This window comes from Klebsiella sp. K47 (assembly GCF_051858335.1).
GTDB classification, from domain to species: Bacteria; Pseudomonadota; Gammaproteobacteria; order Enterobacterales; family Enterobacteriaceae; genus Klebsiella; species Klebsiella pneumoniae.
The window spans coordinates 95,706-114,555 of sequence record NZ_JBPYUI010000008.1 but is presented as its reverse complement, the minus strand read 5'-3'; the positions used below and the strand labels follow the sequence as shown (position 1 = coordinate 114,555).

Annotated in this window: 13 protein-coding genes; 7 read left to right on the top strand and 6 right to left on the bottom strand. The window is 55.6% G+C overall.

Annotation, left to right across the window (positions count from 1 at the left end):
• Nucleotides 1-141: 141 nt before the first annotated feature.
• Nucleotides 142-1,512, bottom strand: coding sequence for an aromatic amino acid transporter AroP (gene aroP / locus RRF55_RS10080; protein ID WP_004147090.1), 1,371 nt, complete (start codon nt 1,510-1,512; stop codon nt 142-144).
• Between the two features lie 643 nt (nt 1,513-2,155).
• Between aroP and pdhR the strand changes: the two genes are divergently transcribed.
• From pdhR to RRF55_RS10055, 5 genes are all read left to right on the top strand, one after another.
• Nucleotides 2,156-2,935 carry a pyruvate dehydrogenase complex transcriptional repressor PdhR gene (gene pdhR, locus RRF55_RS10075; RefSeq protein ID WP_002888699.1) on the top strand — a complete coding sequence of 260 codons (780 nt, stop codon included), beginning with the start codon at nt 2,156-2,158 and terminating at the stop codon, nt 2,933-2,935.
• A gap of 136 nt (nt 2,936-3,071) precedes the next feature.
• Nucleotides 3,072-5,735, top strand: a complete 2,664-nt coding sequence (aceE, locus tag RRF55_RS10070; RefSeq protein ID WP_002888700.1) for a pyruvate dehydrogenase (acetyl-transferring), homodimeric type — start codon at nt 3,072-3,074, stop codon at nt 5,733-5,735.
• A 14-nt stretch (nt 5,736-5,749) separates the two neighbouring features.
• A complete protein-coding gene (gene aceF, locus RRF55_RS10065) occupies nt 5,750-7,648 on the top strand; it encodes a pyruvate dehydrogenase complex dihydrolipoyllysine-residue acetyltransferase (protein ID WP_023312666.1) in 1,899 nt (632 codons plus the stop codon).
• 206 nt (nt 7,649-7,854) lie between these two features.
• A complete protein-coding gene (gene lpdA, locus RRF55_RS10060; protein ID WP_002888731.1) occupies nt 7,855-9,279 on the top strand; it encodes a dihydrolipoyl dehydrogenase in 1,425 nt (474 codons plus the stop codon).
• 164 nt (nt 9,280-9,443) lie between these two features.
• Nucleotides 9,444-9,728 (top strand): hypothetical protein, encoded by a 285-nt coding sequence (locus tag RRF55_RS10055; protein ID WP_061891838.1) that lies wholly within the window; start codon nt 9,444-9,446, stop codon nt 9,726-9,728.
• Between the two features lie 45 nt (nt 9,729-9,773).
• On the opposite strand, the gene RRF55_RS10050 is transcribed toward RRF55_RS10055, so the two are convergent.
• Nucleotides 9,774-10,580 carry a DUF2950 family protein gene (locus RRF55_RS10050; protein WP_004177402.1) on the bottom strand — a complete coding sequence of 269 codons (807 nt, stop codon included), beginning with the start codon at nt 10,578-10,580 and terminating at the stop codon, nt 9,774-9,776.
• 11 nt (nt 10,581-10,591) lie between these two features.
• A complete protein-coding gene (locus tag RRF55_RS10045; protein ID WP_004177401.1) occupies nt 10,592-12,199 on the bottom strand; it encodes a DUF3300 domain-containing protein in 1,608 nt (535 codons plus the stop codon).
• A 431-nt stretch (nt 12,200-12,630) separates the two neighbouring features.
• Between RRF55_RS10045 and acnB the strand changes: the two genes are divergently transcribed.
• Both acnB and yacL read left to right on the top strand, forming a co-directional pair.
• A complete protein-coding gene (gene acnB / locus RRF55_RS10040) occupies nt 12,631-15,228 on the top strand; it encodes a bifunctional aconitate hydratase 2/2-methylisocitrate dehydratase (RefSeq protein ID WP_002888735.1) in 2,598 nt (865 codons plus the stop codon).
• A 186-nt stretch (nt 15,229-15,414) separates the two neighbouring features.
• Nucleotides 15,415-15,777: a protein YacL gene (gene yacL / locus RRF55_RS10035; RefSeq protein ID WP_002888737.1), complete on the top strand. Its 363-nt coding sequence runs from the start codon at nt 15,415-15,417 to the stop codon at nt 15,775-15,777.
• A gap of 72 nt (nt 15,778-15,849) precedes the next feature.
• Here the strand turns inward: yacL and speD are convergent, their stop codons facing one another.
• From speD to RRF55_RS10020, 3 genes are all read right to left on the bottom strand, one after another.
• Nucleotides 15,850-16,644, bottom strand: a complete 795-nt coding sequence (gene speD / locus RRF55_RS10030; protein ID WP_002888739.1) for an adenosylmethionine decarboxylase — start codon at nt 16,642-16,644, stop codon at nt 15,850-15,852.
• Between the two features lie 24 nt (nt 16,645-16,668).
• The gene (gene speE / locus RRF55_RS10025) at nt 16,669-17,529 is read right to left on the bottom strand and encodes a polyamine aminopropyltransferase (RefSeq protein WP_002888741.1); all 861 of its coding nucleotides are present in this window, start codon (nt 17,527-17,529) and stop codon (nt 16,669-16,671) included.
• A gap of 149 nt (nt 17,530-17,678) precedes the next feature.
• On the bottom strand, nt 17,679-18,850 hold a 1,172-nt coding region (locus RRF55_RS10020), incomplete at its 5' end, for an FKBP-type peptidyl-prolyl cis-trans isomerase (RefSeq protein WP_214163686.1).

Here is an 18,850-nt window from a genome sequence, read left to right as displayed (position 1 = left end):
GTTGGCAGAAATACGTTGCAGGAACTCGTTGACGATATGGATAAATAAGCTATGGAGGGGAAAGTGTGAAGCAGATAACAATGCTCTGCACCCATTATTCAGGGGAGGGCGCAGAGCAAAGTGAAGTATTGATGAGATGTATTATTGTGCTTTTATGGTGGCGGCGGCTTTCTCTTTAAACAGGTAGCCCACGCCCAGCACCGCAATCCATACCGGGATCAGCCAGACGGAAATCGCCATCCCCGGGGTCATCAGCATAATCACCAGCACCGCCGCCATAAACAGCAGGCACAGCCAGTTGCCCAGCGGATAGAAGAGGGCCGGGAAACGCGTGACCACGCCCTGCTGCTTTTTGGCGCGACGGAATTTCATATGCGCGAGGCTGATCATCGCCCAGTTGATGACCAGGGCTGAGACCACCAGCGCCATCAGCAGACCGAAAGCAGATTCAGGCGCCAGGTAGTTGATCAGCACGCACAGCGCAGTGACCAGGGCCGAGACGAGAATGGTATTCACCGGCACGCCGCGTTTGTCGACGCTGAGCAGCGCTTTTGGCGCGTTGCCCTGCTGAGCAAGGCCGAACAGCATACGGCTGTTGCAGTACACGCAGCTGTTATAAACCGACAGCGCTGCCGTCAGCACCACCACGTTCAGAGCGTTTGCCACCAGCGTATCGCCAAGTTCATGGAAGATCAGGACGAACGGACTGGTGTCCGCGGTGACGCGGGTCCACGGCAGCAGGGAGAGCAGCACCGCCAGCGAACCAACATAGAAGATCAGAATACGGTAAATAACCTGATTGGTGGCTTTAGGAATGCTTTGCTCCGGATTATCCGCTTCCGCGGCGGTGATCCCCACCAGCTCCAGGCCGCCAAAGGAGAACATGATGATCGCCATCATCATCACCAGCCCGTAAAAGCCGTGCGGCAGGAAGCCCCCCTGGTCCCACAGGTTACGTACCGTCGCCTGCGGGCCGCCGTTGCCGCTGAACAGCAGCCAGCCGCCGAACAAAATCATCGCTACTACGGCGACCACTTTGATAATCGCGAACCAGAATTCCATTTCACCGAACACTTTGACATTGGTCAGGTTAATGGCGTTGATGGCGATGAAGAAGACCGCCGCCGAGGCCCAGGTAGGGATTTCCGGCCACCAGAACTGGATATATTTGCCAACGGCGGTCAGTTCCGCCATGGCCACCAGGACATACAGTACCCAGTAGTTCCAGCCGGAGGCGAAGCCGGCAAAACCGCCCCAGTATTTGTAAGCAAAGTGGCTAAATGAGCCGGCCACCGGCTCTTCCACCACCATTTCGCCCAGCTGACGCATGATCAGGAAAGCGATAAAACCGGCGATAGCGTAACCAAGAATGATACCCGGGCCGGCGGACTGAATGACGGACGCGCTCCCCAGAAACAGGCCGGTGCCGATAGCCCCGCCCAGCGCGATGAGCTGAATGTGACGGTTTTTCAGGCCGCGCTTCAGCCGATCGCCGTGCTGTTGACCTTCCATATGAAACCTCGTGTGTGGTTATTTTTTGTGTACGTCATCCGTCAGGTTGCTGCTTCACTGCTGTCCCTGCCTGAAAGCATAGCCAGCGAAAATTTGGGCGAAGTGGCCCACTTTTTACCTGAGTGATGGCGCGCACATATTGTTGTGTTTGTGTATTTTGGAACTTCCGTTTCTGTATTGTTTTGTTTACGGAAGGCTGTGTGGTAATTCCGAAAAAGGCCTTTCGTCTCCGGCAGAATAGTGGTAAGCGCGTTTGAATGCACCTGCTTTATGAAGGGATGATGACGATGTGTCTAAAAAGACATCAATAGTCACAATCTGTCGTATTTTGATGCATGCTGCTTTGTCATTATTTATTCACTGTAAATGACTCTATATTCATTTATTGCAGCGTTGAATCGGTTCAGAAAGCGTAATTTTTCGTTTCTATAAAGTTAAGGCTACCTCTTTGTGAGTAAACGTAACATTTGTGCAAGGTTACATTTCTGAAATGTTATTTCTGTAAGGTTGTTAAAATGTCCCGGGTTTACTGATTTCAATCAAAACCTGTATGGACAGAAGGTGAATACTTTGTTACTTTAGCGCTACGAACTTTAAATTGGTAAGACCAATTGACTCCGGGCTAATGGCAGAGACAGGGAATATGGCCTACAGCAAAATCCGCCAACCAAAATTATCCGATGTGATAGAGCAGCAGCTGGAGTTTCTGATTCTTGAGGGGACCTTGCGCCCCGGTGAAAAACTCCCGCCAGAACGCGAACTGGCTAAACAGTTCGACGTTTCCCGCCCCTCGCTGCGTGAGGCGATTCAACGCCTCGAAGCCAAGGGCTTGTTGCTTCGTCGTCAGGGAGGTGGAACGTTTGTTCAGAGCCGCCTGTGGCAGAGCTTCAGCGATCCGCTGGTTGAGCTGCTGTCCGATCACCCTGAATCCCAATTCGATCTGCTTGAGACCCGTCACGCGCTGGAAGGCATCGCGGCCTATTACGCGGCGCTGCGCAGCAATGATGAGGATCGCGACCGTATCCGTGAGCTGCATCAGGCTATTGAACGCGCTCAGCAGTCGGGCGATTTGGACGCTGAGTCCGGCGCCGTCGTCCAGTATCAAATCGCCGTCACCGAGGCGGCACACAATGTGGTGTTGCTTCATCTGCTAAGGTGTATGGAGCCGATGTTGGCGCAAAACGTGCGTCAGAACTTTGAATTGCTGTATGCCCGGCGGGAAATGCTCCCGTTGGTCAGCAACCATCGCACTCGCATTTTCGAGGCGATAATGGCCGGGGAGCCGGAGCAGGCGCGTGAAGCGTCGCACCGTCACCTGGCGTTCATTGAGGAAATTTTGCTGGATCGTAGTCGTGAGCAGAGCCGTCGAGAGCGCTCACTGCGTCGTTTACAGCAACGAAAGGACGAGAACTCCGGTTCTTAAGCGCCATTTTTAGAGCGCGGCAACTAAACGCAGAACCTGTCTTATTGAATTTTTGGTTGTTCCAGCGTGAAGAACGAAGAGTTCAATGGGACAGGTTCCAGATTAATCAACGATTAGATAGATAAGGAATACCCCCATGTCAGAACGTTTACACAATGACGTGGATCCGATCGAAACTCGCGACTGGCTACAGGCGATCGAATCGGTCATCCGTGAAGAAGGTGTTGAGCGCGCTCAGTATCTGATTGACCAACTCCTTTCTGAAGCCCGTAAAGGCGGAGTGAAGGTTGCTGCAGGCGCTTCCGCCGGCAACTACGTCAACACTATTGCCGTTGAAGATGAGCCGGAATACCCGGGCAATCTGGATCTGGAACGTCGCATTCGTTCTGCGATTCGCTGGAACGCCATCATGACCGTTCTGCGCGCGTCGAAAAAAGATCTCGAACTGGGCGGCCACATGGCGTCCTATCAGTCTTCCGCGACCTTCTACGAAGTCTGCTTCAACCACTTCTTCCGTGCGCGCACTGAGAAAGATGGCGGCGATCTGGTGTACTTCCAGGGTCACATCTCTCCGGGCGTATATGCACGTGCGTTCCTGGAAGGCCGTCTGACCGAAGAGCAGATGGACAACTTCCGCCAGGAAGTTCACGGCAAGGGTCTGTCCTCTTATCCGCACCCGAAACTGATGCCGGAATTCTGGCAGTTCCCGACCGTATCCATGGGTCTGGGGCCGTTGGGCGCTATCTATCAGGCCAAATTCCTGAAATATCTGGAACACCGCGGTCTGAAAGACACCTCCGAACAAACCGTTTACGCCTTCCTGGGCGACGGCGAGATGGATGAGCCGGAATCAAAAGGCGCTATCACCATCGCCACCCGTGAAAAACTGGACAACCTGGTCTTCGTCATCAACTGCAACCTGCAGCGTCTGGACGGCCCGGTCACCGGTAACGGCAAAATCATTAACGAACTGGAAGGCATCTTCGGTGGTGCTGGCTGGAACGTTATCAAGGTTATCTGGGGCGGCCGTTGGGATGAGCTGCTGCGTAAAGACACCAGCGGTAAGCTGATTCAGCTGATGAACGAAACCGTTGACGGCGACTACCAGACCTTCAAATCCAAAGACGGCGCTTACGTTCGTGAGCACTTCTTCGGCAAATATCCGGAAACCGCTGCCCTGGTCGCTGACTGGACTGACGAGCAGATCTGGGCTCTGAACCGCGGTGGTCACGATCCGAAGAAAGTCTACGCTGCATTGAAGAAAGCGCAGGAGACCAAAGGTCAGCCGACCGTGATCCTGGCGCATACCATTAAAGGTTATGGTATGGGCGATACCGCTGAAGGTAAGAACATCGCGCACCAGGTTAAGAAAATGAACATGGACGGTGTTCGCTACGTCCGCGATCGTTTCAATGTGCCGGTGGCGGATGCCGATCTCGAAAAACTGCCGTACGTAACCTTCCCGGAAGGTTCCGAAGAGCACACTTACCTGCACGCTCAGCGTCAGAAGCTGAACGGCTATCTGCCGACTCGTCAGCCGAAGTTCACTGAGAAACTCGAGCTGCCGACCCTGGCCGACTTCAGCGCGCTGCTGGAAGAGCAAAACAAAGAAATCTCTACCACTATCGCTTTCGTTCGCGCCCTGAACGTGATGCTGAAGAACAAGTCGATCAAAGATCGTCTGGTGCCGATCATCGCCGACGAAGCGCGTACCTTCGGTATGGAAGGTCTGTTCCGTCAGATCGGTATTTACAGCCCGAACGGCCAGCAGTATACCCCGCAGGACCGTGAGCAGGTTGCTTACTACAAAGAAGACGAGAAAGGCCAGATTCTGCAGGAAGGGATCAACGAGCTGGGCGCAGGCGCATCCTGGCTGGCTGCTGCGACCTCTTACAGCACCAACAACCTGCCGATGATCCCGTTCTACATCTACTACTCGATGTTCGGCTTCCAGCGTATCGGCGATCTGTGCTGGGCGGCTGGCGATCAGCAGGCTCGCGGCTTCCTGATTGGCGGGACTTCCGGTCGTACTACCCTGAACGGCGAAGGTCTGCAGCACGAAGATGGTCACAGCCACATTCAGTCGCTGACTATCCCGAACTGTATCTCTTACGACCCGGCGTACGCCTATGAAGTGGCTGTCATCATGCATGATGGTCTGGTCCGTATGTACGGCGAAGCGCAAGAGAACGTTTACTACTACATCACTACGCTGAACGAAAACTACCACATGCCGGCCATGCCGGAAGGCGCCGAGGAAGGTATCCGTAAAGGTATCTACAAACTCGAAACCATCGAAGGTAGCAAAGGTAAAGTTCAGCTGCTGGGCTCCGGTTCTATCCTGCGTCACGTGCGTGAAGCAGCGCAGATCCTGGCGAAAGACTACGGCGTGGGTTCCGACGTGTATAGCGTTACCTCCTTCACCGAACTGGCGCGTGATGGCCAGGATTGCGAACGCTGGAACATGCTGCACCCGCTGGAAACCCCGCGCGTGCCGTATATCGCTCAGGTAATGAACGACGCTCCGGCAGTGGCATCCACTGACTATATGAAACTGTTCGCTGAGCAGGTTCGTACTTACGTACCGGCTGATGATTACCGCGTACTGGGTACCGATGGCTTCGGTCGTTCCGACAGCCGTGAAAACCTGCGTCACCACTTCGAAGTCGATGCTTCCTATGTGGTCGTAGCAGCGCTGGGCGAACTGGCTAAACGTGGTGAAATCGATAAGAAAGTGGTGGCTGACGCTATCGCGAAATTCGACATCGATGCAGAAAAAGTTAACCCGCGTCTGGCGTAAGAGGTAAAAGAATAATGGCTATCGAAATCAAAGTACCGGACATCGGGGCTGATGAAGTTGAAATCACCGAGATCCTGGTCAAAGTTGGCGACAAAGTAGAAGCTGAACAGTCGCTGATCACCGTAGAAGGCGACAAAGCCTCTATGGAAGTCCCGTCTCCGCAGGCTGGCGTCGTGAAAGAGATTAAAGTCTCCGTCGGCGACAAAACCGAGACTGGCAAACTGATTATGATTTTCGATTCCGCCGAAGGTGCAGCCGCCGCTGCACCTGCGCAGGAAGAGAAGAAAGAAGCCGCTCCGGCAGCCGCTGCTCCAGCGGCTGCCGCGGCAGCGAAAGAAGTTCACGTCCCGGATATCGGCGGCGATGAAGTCGAAGTCACTGAGATCATGGTTAAAGTGGGCGACACCATCGCCGCTGAGCAATCCCTGATCACCGTAGAAGGCGATAAAGCTTCTATGGAAGTTCCGGCGCCGTTCGCCGGTACCGTCAAAGAGATCAAAATCAATACCGGCGATAAAGTTTCCACCGGCTCCCTGATTATGATCTTCGAAGTGGCGGGCGCTGCGCCTGCAGCCGCTCCGGCACAGGCTGCCGCGCCGGCTGCTGCGGCTCCGGCTGCCGCAGCAGGCGTGAAAGATGTTAACGTCCCGGACATCGGCGGCGACGAAGTTGAAGTCACCGAAGTGATGGTTAAAGTCGGCGATAAAGTCGCGGCGGAACAGTCCCTGATCACCGTAGAGGGCGACAAAGCCTCTATGGAAGTTCCGGCGCCGTTCGCGGGTATCGTTAAAGAGATCAAAATCAGCACCGGCGATAAAGTCAAAACCGGTTCCCTGATCATGGTCTTCGAAGTGGAAGGCGCTGCGCCTGCCGCCGCTCCGGCTCAGGCTGCTGCCCCGGCACCAGCTGCTGCCCCGGCTCAGGCCGCTAAGCCTGCCGCTGCGCCGGCTGCGAAAGCAGAAGGTAAAAGCGAATTCGCTGAAAACGATGCCTACGTTCACGCGACCCCGCTGATTCGCCGCCTGGCGCGCGAGTTCGGTGTTAACCTGGCGAAAGTGAAAGGCACCGGCCGTAAAGGTCGTATCCTGCGCGAAGACGTTCAGGCCTACGTGAAAGACGCGGTTAAACGCGCTGAATCCGCACCGGCGGCTGCCGCTGGCGGCGGTATCCCGGGCATGCTGCCGTGGCCGAAGGTTGACTTCAGCAAGTTTGGCGAAGTCGAAGAAGTGGAGCTGGGTCGTATCCAGAAAATCTCTGGCGCCAACCTGAGCCGTAACTGGGTGATGATCCCGCACGTTACCCACTTCGACAAAACCGATATCACCGATCTGGAAGCGTTCCGCAAGCAGCAGAATGCCGAAGCTGAGAAGCGTAAACTGGACGTGAAATTCACTCCAGTGGTCTTCATCATGAAAGCGGTTGCCGCTGCGCTTGAGCAGATGCCGCGCTTCAACAGCTCGCTCTCCGAAGATGGTCAGCGCCTGACGTTGAAGAAATACATCAACATCGGTGTGGCGGTGGATACCCCGAACGGTCTGGTGGTTCCGGTCTTCAAAGACGTGAACAAGAAGAGCATCACCGAGCTGTCTCGTGAATTGACCACCATCTCGAAGAAAGCGCGCGATGGAAAACTGACGGCTGGCGAAATGCAGGGCGGTTGCTTCACCATCTCCAGCATCGGCGGCCTGGGTACCACCCACTTCGCGCCGATTGTTAACGCGCCGGAAGTGGCCATCCTCGGCGTGTCTAAGTCCGCGATGGAGCCGGTATGGAATGGTAAAGAGTTTGTGCCGCGCCTGATGCTGCCGATCTCTCTGTCCTTCGACCACCGCGTCATCGACGGTGCTGATGGTGCCCGCTTCATTACCATCATTAACAACACCCTGAGCGACATTCGCCGCCTGGTGATGTAATCGAAAAAGCCGGCCTGACGGCCGGCTTTTTTCTGATAACCTCAGGCTGTTGGGGATTATCAGCAACAAAGGACAAAATCGTTTGCCGTTTGTTGTTTAAAAATTGTTAACAATTTTGTAAAATACACGCGGATAGAACGTCCCGGTGGACTTGGGCGTAAGAATAATAGCGTCAGACCCGCCGGATATAAATTACAGAGGTCATGATGAGTACTGAAATCAAAACTCAGGTCGTGGTACTTGGGGCAGGCCCCGCAGGTTACTCTGCAGCCTTCCGTTGCGCTGATTTAGGTCTGGAAACCGTCATCGTAGAACGTTACAGCACCCTCGGTGGTGTTTGTCTGAACGTGGGTTGTATCCCTTCTAAAGCGCTGCTGCACGTGGCAAAAGTTATCGAAGAAGCGAAAGCGCTGGCCGAACACGGCATCGTTTTCGGCGAACCGAAAACTGACATTGACAAGATCCGCACCTGGAAAGAAAAAGTCATCACTCAGCTGACCGGTGGTCTGGCTGGCATGGCCAAAGGTCGTAAAGTGAAGGTGGTTAACGGTCTGGGTAAATTTACCGGCGCTAACACCCTGGAAGTGGAAGGCGAAAACGGCAAAACCGTGATCAACTTCGACAACGCTATCATCGCGGCGGGTTCCCGTCCGATTCAGCTGCCGTTTATCCCGCATGAAGATCCGCGCGTATGGGACTCCACCGACGCGCTGGAACTGAAATCTGTACCGAAACGCATGCTGGTGATGGGCGGCGGTATCATCGGTCTGGAAATGGGTACCGTATACCATGCGCTGGGTTCAGAGATTGACGTGGTGGAAATGTTCGACCAGGTTATCCCGGCTGCCGACAAAGACGTGGTGAAAGTCTTCACCAAACGCATCAGCAAGAAATTTAACCTGATGCTGGAAACCAAAGTGACTGCCGTTGAAGCGAAAGAAGACGGTATTTACGTTTCCATGGAAGGTAAAAAAGCACCGGCGGAAGCGCAGCGTTACGACGCAGTGCTGGTCGCTATCGGCCGCGTACCGAATGGTAAAAACCTCGATGCAGGTAAAGCTGGCGTGGAAGTTGACGATCGCGGCTTCATCCGCGTTGACAAACAAATGCGCACCAACGTGCCGCACATCTTTGCTATCGGCGATATCGTCGGTCAGCCGATGCTGGCGCACAAAGGTGTCCATGAAGGCCACGTTGCCGCAGAAGTTATCTCCGGTCTGAAACACTACTTCGATCCGAAAGTGATCCCATCCATCGCCTACACTGAACCAGAAGTGGCATGGGTCGGTCTGACCGAGAAAGAAGCGAAAGAGAAAGGCATCAGCTACGAAACCGCCACCTTCCCGTGGGCTGCTTCCGGCCGTGCTATCGCTTCTGACTGCGCAGATGGTATGACCAAACTGATCTTCGACAAAGAGACCCACCGTGTTATCGGCGGCGCGATTGTCGGCACCAACGGCGGCGAGCTGCTGGGTGAGATCGGCCTGGCTATCGAGATGGGCTGTGACGCTGAAGACATCGCTCTGACCATCCACGCTCACCCGACTCTGCACGAGTCCGTTGGCCTGGCGGCGGAAGTGTTCGAAGGCAGCATCACCGACCTGCCAAACGCCAAAGCGAAGAAAAAGTAACTTTTTCTTTCAGGAAAAAAGCATAAGCGGCTCCGGGAGCCGCTTTTTTTATGCCTGATGTTTAGAACTATGTCACTGTTCATAAACCGCTACACCTCATACATACTTTGAAAATAGTCACTCAGTAAACTTATAGGTAGTTAACGATATCGATGAGGTGTGAGATGAAACGCTTTTTAACCACAGCGCTTGTCACTGCAACGTTTTTTACCGGTGTGGCTTACGCCGCTGACGCCAACATTCCCTGGGCGGACAACAGCGGCGGTACGGAAACGACCCACATTGCGGCGATGGGCCAGGATCTGAATGCCCAGCATCAGCAGGTGACGAAGACCAATGAAGGGGTATGGGCGGCGAATTCCGGTAGCATCAGCGCTGACGAAGCGGCATTATCCAGTACAAAACCAGCCTTTGCCGGCGATCCTTCTCTGATGCCTCACCAGGGCTAAGTGAATGAAAACGCCCGGTTGCGTGAGTGCAACCGGGCGTTTTTTTTAAGGTTCTGCCACCTGCCAGCCGGCGTCAGCGTCGGGGGTAAAGCGCGTTATCTCCTGTGCCTTTGCGGCGCTCTCTTCACCGAGATTGGCCTGATAGACCCTATCCTGTTGATCGATCATAAAGCTCATCACGCCGGTTTCACCCCAGGCTATCGGCCAGGCCAGCAAGGCGACGCTCTGGTCATCGCGACCGGCGATAATTCGAAAGCGATAGCCATGGTAGCCGCTACCGGGCACCGTCGGGCTAAAGGCCGGACCGAGCGGGCTTGGCGCTTCGCCCGGCGAAGTTGGCCAGTACAAGCCATCTTTTTTGCCTTCGCTACTGATGATTTTCTGCGCCCAGCGGTGGTTCAGATGATAATAGTCCTGCTGGGCATCAACATAGGCATGCATGGCGGCGATCGCCGACAGCTCATTGCGGCCGATGGCGCGGGTGAGGATCTCCTCTTCGCCAGCGGCCATATCAAAGCGCCATCCCTCAGACGTTTTTACGATAGGCACGGGCAGACGCCATGCCTCGCTACCGACATCGAGCCAGGCTTTGCCACCCTGCTGGATGATGACATGTTTCACCTGCCAGTCGCGTTGAAAGCGATCGACGGCGGCAGGGTCGATCCCGTCCGTGGGTAAAAACTGCTGCCAGTTATCGCCGAGTACTTCGCTCAGCGCGGCTTCATTAGGCTGGCTGATCGCTTCGGCCAGCGCAGTTGCGGCCTGTTCCGGCGTGGCAAACTGCTGTTGGGCGAAGGCGGCAAGCGGCGACAGCATTAACGTAAACAGGGCAACGGATAATGAGTTTCTCATTCTGCTCATCCTTAGCGGCGACGCAGTTCATGGTGTTCGGAAAGACGTTCTCTGGCGCCCTCGCGTAACTCGCGGTTTACGCCGGAAAACTGGCGGCTCTGCAGTCCTCGTTCCTGCTGCGCTTGCCAGGAGGGGGCGCGGCTTTCGTTGCCGCTAAGGGCGTTGGCGCGCAGATGGCTGAGCGTCTGCTGACGCTGGGCTGGCGTGGCGGACTGGAACTGCTGCCGGCGCTGCTGCTGCTGAGGTGTGCGGTTCTGCTCGTGGCTCCTGGCGGCTTCTCGACGCTGCTGTTGCTGCGGCGTGGGGTTTTTCAGCTGCGTTTTTGCCGCCTCGCGACGCTGCTGTTGGGTCGGCGTACTGTCGTAACCGCGGTAATTACTGCGTTGGGTGGCTTGCTTCAGCTGCGCCGAGGCCGCCTGACGCTGGGCGTCGCGTGAGGCGTTGTTTGCCGCCAGATTGCCCGCTGTGGCCGTCGGTACGTTATGCTGCAGCTGGGTCATCGCTGCCTGGCGCTGCGCTTCGCGATCGACTGGCGCATGTTGGGTCGCGCTCAGTCCGCCGGAAACGTTGGTCTGATGGAAGCGCTGAGCTACCGTATTATCGGGATACGGTGTGTGTCCGCGATAGGCAGGATTGTGCTGCCAGTTAACGTGGTTTCCCGGCAGGTTTTCTCCTGTTATATGATTGAAATTATTTACATTAATATTGATGTTATCGCCATTATGCGAGTAATCGCCGTGGTGGTAGTCGTCATCGTGATGGTGATGGTCATCATCATCCCAGTCGATACTGCTGAACAGCGCCCAGGTGGTGGCCACGCCGAGGCTGTACCCGAAGCCTTTGACGAAGCTATCGGTAAACTGCTCCCCGGGAGGGGGCGGCAGATAGACCGGCGGATAGGCGCTGTTCGGCCAGGTACCATAGACGGTGGAGGGGTTATAGCTGGGAACATAGACCACCTGTGGATTGGTCGGCTCTATTTTAATGACCTGCGTGGGCGCAGGCGCCGCTGTGTGGGCGGTTGCGGTTGCTGCCGTGCTGCTGCTGGCTGAAACCGGTGCGGCAGGGGTGACAATCACTTTCTGCTGCGGTGTGGATTTCAGCGTCCCGGTCTGTTGGGCAATGGCGCGCAGGCGCTGCACTGAATCCATCACATCATGCGGCTGGGCCAAAAACGCATTGCCAAGATTTTCCACCCAGGGCGGATTCTCGCCCATCATCGCCAGCAGGGCAGGGAAAGCGACAAGAGATTTGACGCTAGGGTCCCACGGCTGGCTGGCAACCGCCTGCACGGCCGCATCCCCTTTCATCGCGGGGTTATCCTGGGACCACTGGACCGCCTGCAGGACGTTGTCGGGATAAGTGGAGGCCATCAACACCTGCGACAGCAGACTGTCCGGGTAGAGCGCGATAGGGGCGACCCACTGATCAATTTGCGCCTGGGTGTAAGTGGCGGCCACCGGCTGTGTCGTCGACGCTGCGGGCGCTGGCGCTTGCTGCGCAGGCGGTTCAGCGATCGTCGCTGGGGTTCGGCTTTGCACATAGAGTGTTCCTGCCGCCGCGAGTAAGCCAGCGCTACAGAGCAGGGCGATAATATGGGGTTTGAACGGCAGTGACATGGAAACTCCTGACCCAAAAAGTAACCCATCTCGCTAAAGTATCTGCGAAAACGGCGCGTTTGCTGAGTATAAGTAAGCGGTATGGCTTTTTATTGATTATTGTTGGGATCGGCCCGTGGCGTTGTACACAGAAAGGAATTTTTGTCGTGGGATTTGAACAGAAAGCCTGCAATATCCTGCCCTTAACGATTCAGCTAAATTTTAATGTTGCTTTTTTGTAAACAGATTAACACCTTTCAAAAATCCTGCTATGCTGCCGACGCGGTATCGGGCATTTACCCTACAAACTGCTGTCTCACAGGAGCGTGAAGAAAATCGCCCAGCCACTAAATCCTTCAAGATGCGTCACGCGGCAAGCTAAGCCAGGACAGAGGCAGATTGATTGAAGACGTGTAGGCCGCATTATGACAATGAGAGCGAGGAGAACCGTCGTGCTAGAAGAATACCGTAAGCACGTAGCTGAGCGTGCCGCCATGGGGATTGTTGCCAAACCCTTAGATGCAACCCAAATGGCCGCGCTGGTAGAACTGCTGAAAAACCCGCCTGCGGGCGAAGAAGAATTCCTGTTAGACCTGCTGATTAACCGTGTACCGCCGGGCGTCGATGAAGCCGCCTATGTTAAAGCTGGATTCCTTGCCGCGATCGCCAAAGGCGAAGCGACCTCCCCCCTGGTTACCCCTGAAAAAGCCGTTGAACTGCTGGGCACCATGCAGGGCGGTTACAATATCCATCCGCTGATCGATGCGCTGGACGACGCGAAACTGGCGCCGATTGCCGCGAAAGCGCTCTCCCATACCCTGCTAATGTTCGATAACTTCTACGACGTGGAAGAGAAAGCCAAAGCGGGTAACGAGCATGCTAAACAGGTTATGCAATCCTGGGCTGACGCCGAATGGTTCCTGAACCGTCCGCAGCTGGCAGAGAAAATCACTGTTACCGTCTTCAAGGTCACCGGCGAAACGAACACCGATGATCTCTCTCCGGCGCCGGATGCGTGGTCGCGCCCGGATATCCCACTGCATGCGCTGGCAATGCTCAAAAACCCCCGCGAAGGCATTGAGCCGGATCAGCCGGGCGTGGTTGGCCCAATCAAACAGATCGAAGCCCTGCAGCAGAAAGGCTACCCGCTGGCCTACGTCGGCGACGTGGTCGGGACCGGTTCTTCACGTAAATCCGCCACCAACTCGGTGCTGTGGTTTATGGGCGACGATATCCCGAACGTGCCGAACAAGCGCGGCGGCGGCCTGTGTCTGGGCGGTAAAATCGCGCCAATTTTCTTCAACACCATGGAAGATGCGGGCGCGCTGCCTATCGAAGTTGATGTATCTAACCTGAACATGGGCGACGTAATCGACGTTTACCCGTTCAAAGGCGAAGTGCGTAACCACGAGACCAACGAACTGCTGGCCAGCTTCGAGCTGAAAACCGATGTGCTGATCGACGAAGTGCGCGCCGGCGGCCGTATTCCGCTGATCATCGGTCGCGGTCTGACCACCAAAGCGCGTGAAGCGCTGGGCCTGCCGCACAGCGATGTCTTCCGTCAGGCGAAAGACGTGGCGGAAAGCACCCGCGGCTTCTCGCTGGCGCAGAAAATGGTTGGCCGCGCCTGCGGCGTTGCCGGTATCCGTCCGGGCGCTTATTGCGAACCGAAAATGACCTCCGTCGGTTCTCAGGACACCACCGGTCCAATGACCCGTGATGAGCTGAAAGACCTGGCGTGCCTGGGCTTCTCTGCAGACCTGGTGATGCAGTCCTTCTGCCACACCGCGGCCTACCCGAAGCCGGTTGACGTTACCACGCACCACACTCTGCCGGACTTCATCATGAACCGCGGCGGTGTTTCTCTGCGTCCGGGCGATGGCGTGATTCACTCCTGGCTGAACCGCATGCTGCTGCCGGATACCGTGGGTACCGGCGGTGACTCCCACACCCGTTTCCCAATCGGCATCTCCTTCCCGGCGGGCTCTGGTCTGGTGGCCTTCGCCGCCGCGACCGGCGTGATGCCGCTGGATATGCCGGAATCGGTGCTGGTGCGTTTCAAAGGTAAAATGCAGCCGGGGATCACCCTGCGTGACCTGGTCCACGCCATCCCGCTGTACGCCATCAAGCAGGGCCTGCTGACCGTGGAGAAGAAAGGTAAGAAAAACATCTTCTCTGGTCGCATCCTCGAGATCGAAGGTCTGCCGGATCTGAAAGTCGAGCAGGCGTTCGAGTTGACCGATGCCTCGGCTGAGCGTTCTGCCGCCGGCTGCACCATCAAACTGAATAAAGAGCCGATCGTTGAGTATCTGAACTCCAACATCGTTCTGCTGAAGTGGATGATCGCCGAAGGCTACGGCGACCGCCGTACCCTGGAGCGTCGTATCCAGGGCATGGAAAAATGGCTGGCGGATCCGCAGCTGCTGGAAGCCGATGCTGACGCGGAATACGCGGCAGTGATCGACATCGATCTGGCGGATATTAAAGAGCCGATTCTGTGCGCGCCGAACGATCCGGACGATGCCCGCCTGCTGTCTGATGTGCAGGGCGAGAAGATCGACGAAGTGTTCATCGGCTCCTGCATGACCAACATCGGCCACTTCCGTGCCGCCGGTAAGCTGCTGGACAGCCACAAAGGCCAACTGCCGACTCGCCTGTGGGTGGCGCCGCCAACCCGTATGGATGCCGCGCAGCTGACCGAAGAAGGCTACTATAGCGTGTTTGGTAAGAGCGGGGCGCGTATCGAAATCCCTGGCTGTTCTCTGTGTATGGGTAACCAGGCGCGCGTGGCCGACGGCGCGACGGTGGTTTCCACCTCTACCCGTAACTTCCCGAACCGTTTAGGTACCGGCGCTAACGTCTATCTGGCCTCTGCCGAACTGGCAGCGGTGGCTTCGCTGCTCGGCAAACTGCCGACGCCGGAAGAGTACCAGACCTTCGTGGCGCAGGTGGATAAGACGGCGGAAGATACCTACCGTTATCTGAATTTCAACCAGCTGGATCAGTACACTGAAAAAGCTGACGGCGTGATCTTCCAGACCGCGGTGTAAACCATTCGGTCAGCCCGGCTGACCGTTTGGCGATAAACTCTCCAATGCCCGGTGAACATTGCATCACCGGGCATTTTTATTTCCAAACCTCCCGCCCGCTACGCTTTTTTTCTTTCTGTCTGCTGCGATAATTACTGCATGGGTACAGTGCAGCGGTGACGCATTGCCCTTGCAGAGGAAAAGACTATGGATTACGAATTTCTGCGCGATATTACCGGAGTGGTAAAGGTGCGAATGTCGATGGATCACGAGGCGATTGGCCACTGGTTCAACGAGGAGGTGAAAGGCAATCTTGCTCTGCTGGACGAAGTGGAGCAGGCTGCGCGCACCGTGAAGGGCAGCGAGCGTTCCTGGCAGCGTGCCGGGCATGAATATACGCTGTGGCTGGATGGCGAAGAGGTGATGATCCGCGCTAATCAGCTGGAGTTTTCCGGCGACGAAATCGAGGAGGGGATGAGCTACTACGACGAAGAAAGTCTCTCTCTGTGCGGTGTTGAGGATTTCCTGCAGGTGGTCGCCGCCTATCGTGAGTTTATGCAGCAGCGTTAATGACGCCTTTTATGTCGGGCGGCGCAGAACTACAGGCCCGGCAAGCAAAAGCGCCGCCGGGCATTTCATAGATTACACGGCAGGAATATTGCGGCCGTAGTAAATCTCGCGCATCTCTTTCCATAGCAGGTCGGTAATGACCTTGCGCTCTTCGGCAGTCAACTCTTCCGGTCGGGTATGGAACATGTAGTGCTTAAGGTCAAACTCCTTGAGCAACATTTTGGTATGGAAGATATTTTCCTGATAAACGTTGACGTCGACCATGTCATACAACGACTTCATATCGTCGGACATAAAGTTCTGAATCGAATTGATTTCATGATCGATAAAATGCTTCATCCCATTGATATCGCGGGTAAAGCCGCGCACGCGGTAGTCAATGGTCACAATGTCCGATTCCAGCTGGTGAATCAGATAGTTCAGCGCTTTAAGCGGGGAAATGACGCCGCACGTTGAAACTTCGATATCGGCGCGGAAGGTGCACAGGCCGCCCTCCGGATGGCTCTCCGGGTAGGTATGCACGCAGATATGGCTCTTATCGAGATGGGCGACCACGGTTTCCGGTAGCGGGCCAGGATGTTCGGTCTGGTCAATCAGCTTGGGATCGACAGGCTCTTCGCTGACCAGAATGGTCACGCTGGCGCCCTGGGGTTCATAATCCTGACGGGCGATATTCAGGATATTGGCGCCAATAATAGAACAGGTTTCTGTCAGGATCTCCGTCAGGCGATTGGCATTATAGAGTTCGTCGATATAGGCGATGTAGCCGTCGCGCTCTTCTGCCGTTTTGGCGTAACAGATATCGTAGATACAAAAACTCAGGCTTTTGGTCAGGTTGTTAAAGCCGTGCAGCTTCAATTTTTTCAATTTAGTTCACCCCCTTATTTCGCGTCACGGTGCGGACAGAGCATCATGCAGATATTGTGGTAAGGCGAAGGCCGCCGTATGGATTGCCGGATTGTAGTAACGGCAGGTCAGGTTGGCTTTGTGAAAGCGCGCCTGAATGATTTCGCTGGAGAGATGGCGCAGCGCCTCATTGTCGCTCGCCCAGGCAAAGGTCATGATCCCGCCGTAATAGGTTGGAATTGCCGCCTGGTAGAAGCTGACGTCGCGAAAATAGTGGCTTAGCTTGCGATGGCTGCCTACCGCTTCATCCTGTTGCAGGAAGCAGACGCCATTCTGGGCAACAAAGATCCCACCCGGGTTCAGGCAGCGTTTGCAGCCTTCATAAAAAGCCGAGGTGAACAGGCTTTCTCCCGGGCCGATAGGGTCGGTACAGTCCGAAATGATCACGTCAAACGTTTGCGTCGTCTGGTTAACAAAATTGACGCCATCATCAATCACCAGCGTAAAGCGCGGATCGTCATAGGCGCCGGCGTTATGGTTCGGCAGGTACTGGCGGCAGAATGAAACTACCCCGGCGTCGATTTCCACCATGGTGATGGTTTCGATGCTACGGTGACGAGAGACTTCGCGCAGCATCGCGCCATCGCCGCCGCCAATGATTAACACATGCTTCGCGTTGCCGTGAGCCAGCAGCGGCACATGGGTCATCATTTCGTGATAGATGAACTCGTCGCGTTCGGTGGTTTGTACGACGCCATCCAGCGCCATCACCCGGCCAAAAGCGCGGTTATCAAAGATGATCAGATCCTGATGATCGGTTTTTTCGTGGTACAGCACGTTATCAACGCTAAAATACTGACCAAAATGGTCATGCAGCGTTTCATGCCACAGTGGATTATCGGCCACGATAAGGCTCCTCCTTCGTTAACATCTGTTACACCCGTAAAACGAGTGCAACATCATAGACAACTATAGATGAGGATGCACGGCGGTTATTGCAGCAATGAGGCAGGAATAACAGCCACCGCCCCGGAAGGGCGGTGGAGAGGATGAGGCTATTTTGCCGGCTCGGGTTGGCTATCTACTATCCGCACGGAATAAACCATGGTGGCGCCTGGCGGGATTTTTGGCGGTAATCCTTTACTGCCATAGGCCTTTTCAGGCGGGACGACGAGCGTCACGGAGCCGTGGTTCTGTAGACGCTTCAGCGGTTCGCGAAACACCGGGGGATAGGCATCCAGCTTTTGCGTAAGCGCCTGATCTTTCGCTTCCATATCGTTGATCACCGTCCCGTCCGTCAGCATCTCTTTGATCACCACGGTAACCAGGTCGTTACCGCTTATTTTTCCTTTACCCGGGTAATCGACGCGGCTGTAGACGCCCTCTTTAAAAACCACATCTTTTTTGCGCGCAAAGGCCTGCTGATATTTCTTGCCGGCACTGATGTTTTTCTGCTCTATTTTATTCAGGTTCTGAAAAACCTGCTGTGACACATCAAACAGCGCCTTGTTACGTTCCTGCTCTCCGAGACGAAGCTGGCCGCGAAAGGCATCTTCGATGCCCTGCAGCACCAGGCCTGCGTCGACGGTAACTCCCTGAGTGCGACGGGTGGTAAGGACGTTGAGCGCCTCGCTTCCCATCGAGGCGCCGATCGCATAAGCCTGCTGTTCTCCCGATGCGCTGAGTTTGGCGGCGGCGCTCTCGCCGCTGCGCGTTTTGGACTGTACAGAAAGCTGCGTTCTCAGCAGTTCGATTTCATCTTCTTTCATCCGTAGCTGGGCGTTGTCTTTATCCGCCTGCAGGCGATAGGCTGCCACTATGGCCGCCATCTCTGGTGGCTCATTTTTTGGCGCAGCGGCGTCGTTAGCGGGGCCATGCGGCGCTTTATCCGCGGCGGCCAGCCGGGTGGACAGAGATTGTTTATCGGCGTTAAGGGCTTTGACCTGATCGAGGGCAGCCTGCTGCGTCTTTTCCGCAGCGGCGAGGCGAATAGTCAGCGACTGCTTATCGGCGTTAAGGGCCTTAACCTGCTCGAGGACGGCCTGTTTCTCTTTTTCCGCGGCGGCCAGCCGGGTCGCCAGCGGCTGTTTGTCAGCGTTAAGCGCTTTAGCCTGGTCAAGAGCGGCCTGCTGCGCCTTCTCCGCAGCGGCGAGGCGAATAGTCAGCGACTGTTTATCGGCGTTAAGGGCCTTAACCTGCTCGAGGACGGCCTGTTTCTCTTTTTCCG